Origin of the sequence: Streptomyces sp. MK37H (assembly GCF_018035285.1) — a bacterium.
Classification (GTDB): domain Bacteria; phylum Actinomycetota; class Actinomycetes; order Streptomycetales; family Streptomycetaceae; genus Streptomyces; species Streptomyces endocoffeicus.
The window spans coordinates 1-3,322 of sequence record NZ_JAAAYH010000663.1 but is presented as its reverse complement, the minus strand read 5'-3'; the positions used below and the strand labels follow the sequence as shown (position 1 = coordinate 3,322).

3 protein-coding genes are annotated in these 3,322 nt (G+C 72.9%); 2 read left to right on the top strand and 1 reads right to left on the bottom strand.

The window, feature by feature from the left end:
• The first annotated feature begins 195 nt into the window (after positions 1-195).
• Complete coding sequence (locus GWI24_RS42340) at positions 196-1,104, top strand: SURF1 family protein (RefSeq protein ID WP_210951337.1); 909 nt, start codon at positions 196-198, stop codon at positions 1,102-1,104.
• On the opposite strand, the gene GWI24_RS42335 is transcribed toward GWI24_RS42340, so the two are convergent.
• Complete coding sequence (locus tag GWI24_RS42335; protein WP_247617649.1) at positions 1,010-2,875, bottom strand: prolyl oligopeptidase family serine peptidase; 1,866 nt, start codon at positions 2,873-2,875, stop codon at positions 1,010-1,012. The genes GWI24_RS42340 and GWI24_RS42335 overlap by 95 nt on opposite strands.
• A gap of 98 nt (positions 2,876-2,973) precedes the next feature.
• Here GWI24_RS42335 and GWI24_RS42330 point away from each other — a divergent pair.
• Positions 2,974-3,322: nuclear transport factor 2 family protein (locus GWI24_RS42330; protein ID WP_210951338.1), on the top strand; the 349-nt coding region annotated here is incomplete at its 3' end.

Here is a 3,322-nt window from a genome sequence, read left to right as displayed (position 1 = left end):
AGGGCCCGCCGCCCTCCCTCCAAGGCCCGCCGACGTCTTTCCGGAGCCGCGGAGCAGCGGCCTCCCGGGTCCTCGAGCCCGGGAGGTCCCCCGGTGGTCCGGGCGCGCTCCGGCGGGGTTCTGGGGCCGCGGCACGGGGCTCTGAGGGGCGGCCCCGCCGCCGGGGCCGCGACGCGAAGCCCGTACCGTGGGGGTGTGTATCGGTTTCTGCTCACCCCCCGCTGGTGGGTGATCAACGTGTTCACCCTGTTGGCGATCCCGGTCTGCCTCTTCATGGGCAGCTGGCAGCTCAGCCGCTTCGAGACGCGTGTCAATACGCACAACCAGCAGCAGGACGAGGCGTCCGCCGAGCGGAGGGCCGCGGCCCGGCCGCTGGGCGATCTGCTGCCGGTCACCGCGAAGACCTCCGGGGAGCGGGCCACCGCCACCGGCCGATACGACACCGCACATCAACTCCTCGTGCCCGACCGGCGGCTGGACGACCGCGACGGCTTCTATGTGCTGACTCTGCTGCGCGTGGATGGTGACAAGGACGGGGTCAAGGACGGGGACAGGGGTGAGGGCAAGGACGGCGCCAAGGCGCTGCCCGTCGTCCGCGGCTGGCTCCCCGGCGACGCCGACGATCCGGCGGCCACCGCCAAGGTGCCCGCACCCCCCTCCGGGGAGGTGACCGTCACCGGTGCGCTGCAGGCGTCCGAGCACCAGGGCGGCGACGGGGTGAGCGCGAGCGGCGGCCTCCCCCGCGGTCAGCTGGGCATGATCAGCGCCGCCTCCCTGGTCAACCTGGTGCCGTACCAGGTGTACGACGCCTGGGTCACCTCCGCCGAGGCTCCCGGGGCCCTGAAGCCGGTGCCCCCCACGGTGGCGGAGGGCACCGGGCTCGACATCAAGGCGTTCCAGAACCTGGGCTACACCGGTGAGTGGTTCGTCTTCGCGGGCTTCGTGGTCTTCATGTGGTTCCGGCTGTTCCGCCGCGAGGCCGAGACGGCCCGCGATCTGGCCCTCGGCATCACGCCGCCCGAACCGACGGCTCCGGCGGCGCCGGGTGCGGACCCGGCCCCAGATGACGCCGAGCGAACTCGATCTCCAAGCGCAACTGCTTGATCCGCTCCTCGACGACCAGCGAGCCGTGCCCCGCGTCATAGCGGTAGACCTCATGCGGGGCGCCGCGCCGCTCGAGCCGCTCCACATAGTTGTCGATCTGCCGTATGGGGCAGCGCGGGTCGTTCACCCCCGCCGAGATGTAGACCGGCGCCCGCACCTGATCCACATAGGTCAGCGGGGACGACGCCTCGAACCGCTCCGGCACCTCCTCCGGGGTGCCGCCCAGCAGGGTGCGGTCCATCGCCTTCAGGGCCTCCATCTCGTCGTGGTAGGCCGTCACATAGTCCGCGACCGGGACCGCGGCCAGCCCCAGCGCCCAGGAAGCCGGCTGGGTCCCGAGCCCCAGCAGCGTCAGATAGCCGCCCCAGGAACCGCCGGCCAGCACCAGCCGCTCGGGGTCGGCGAGCCCGGAGGCCACCGCCCACTCCCGCACGGCCGCGATGTCCTCCAGCTCGATCAGCCCGACCCGGTGCTTGAGCGCGTCCGTCCACGCCCGCCCATAGCCGGTGGAGCCGCGGTAGTTGACCCGCACCACGGCGAAGCCGTGGTCCACCCAGGCCGCGGGGCCCGCCGCGAAGGCGTCGCTGTCGTGCCAGGTCGGCCCGCCGTGGATGTCGAAGACCGTCGGGAAGGGGCCCTCGCCCGCGGGCTTCTGCACCAGCGCGTGCACCCGCCCGCCGGGGCCGTCCACCCAGACGTCGGTGACCGGCACCGACTCCGGCGCGGTGAAACCGGGCGGGTCCAGCACCGTCCGCCCGCTCGTCGACCGCACCTGGGGCGGCTTCTCGGCCGACGACCACAGGAACTCCACCGTGCCGTCCGGCCGCGCCGTGGCGCCCGAGATCGTGCCCGGCGGGGTCTCCAGGCGGGTCAGCTCGCCGGCGGCGAGGTCGTACCGCCACAGCTCGCTGCGGGCCTGATGGCTGTGCTCGACCAGCAGCGCCGATCCGTCCGGGAACCAGTCCGCCCCGACGTCACCGGGCAGGTCGATCGCCAGCGCCGTCTCCACACCGGTCGTCGGATCCCACACCATGGGCTCCCACCGGCCGCGCCGCTGATGCCCGACCAGCAGCCGGGTGTCGCCCTCCACGGGCGCGAAGCCCATCACGGACAGGCCCAGCTCCTCGGTGCCGCCCTTGGTGTCGTCCAGCTCCGCGACGGCCGTCCCGTCCGGCCGCAGGACCCGGATCGCCGAGTGCATCGCGTCGCCGTGCTCGGTGTGCTCGATCGCGATCAGCGTCCCGTCATGGGAGAGATCGCCCACTCCGGCGGACTCGCGGTGCCGGTAGATCTCCTCGGACTCACCGCCCGGCCGCATCACATGGATGGTCGAGCCGTCCTCGTCGGTGGACCGCCCGACGACCGCCGTGCCGTCGCGGCCCAGCGCGAGCCCCGCGGGGTAGGAGGGGGCCAGACCCGGGGTCGCGGGCTCGTTGGCCGGGCGCCCGTCACCTTCGTCACCCTCGTCGCGGCTGAACGGCTGGCGCAGCCACACCCCGAACTCATCGCCGTCGGTGTCCGAGAACCACCAGATCCACCGGCCGTCCGGCGACAGCACCCCGTCGGTCGTCCCGTTCGGCCGGTCCGTGACCTGCCCCTGGGCACCGGTGGCCCGGTCCCATGCGTACAGCTCGTACGTACCCGTGGCGTTCGAGACGAACAGCGAGTGGTCCGGGGCGTCTTCCGCCCAGTCGGGCAGCCCCACTCGCGGCGCCCGGAAGCGCTTTTCCCAGTCCGGCATGGACTCCGTGCTCTCAGTCATGCCCACCATTCTGCGCCGCACCCCGACATGCGCGCTGGCGTCGCCCCGCGCCTGTGGATAACGTTCCCGGCGGGATGGACGCCAGGCCGCACACCGAGGGGGAGCTGATGGCCGACATAGGCGCGACGGTGGAGACGTACTGGGCAACGGCCCAGGCCAGGGACTGGCGGGCGTTCGGCGCCACCCTCGCCGACGACGTCCGCTACGAGCTGCCGCAGACCCGCGAGCGGGTGCTCGGCCGGGACGGCGTGGTGCGCTTCAACGCGGAGCATGTGGGCGAGTGGAGCCTGGAGGTCGAGCGCGTCATCACCGACGGCGATCAGGCGGTCTCCTGGGTGAGTTTCAGCGTGGACGAGGAGGAGACGCAGGCGATCAGCTTCTTCACCGCCTCCGCGGACGGCCGGATCCAGACCATCACGGACTTCTGGCCGGCGTCGTACGAGCCCCCGCGTGAGC

Bases quoted from the DNA above. Each gene is read 5' to 3' on its own strand.
- GWI24_RS42335 (WP_247617649.1), bottom strand. From the start codon at position 2,875: ATGGTGGGCATGACTGAGAGCACGGAGTCCATGCCGGACTGGGAAAAG.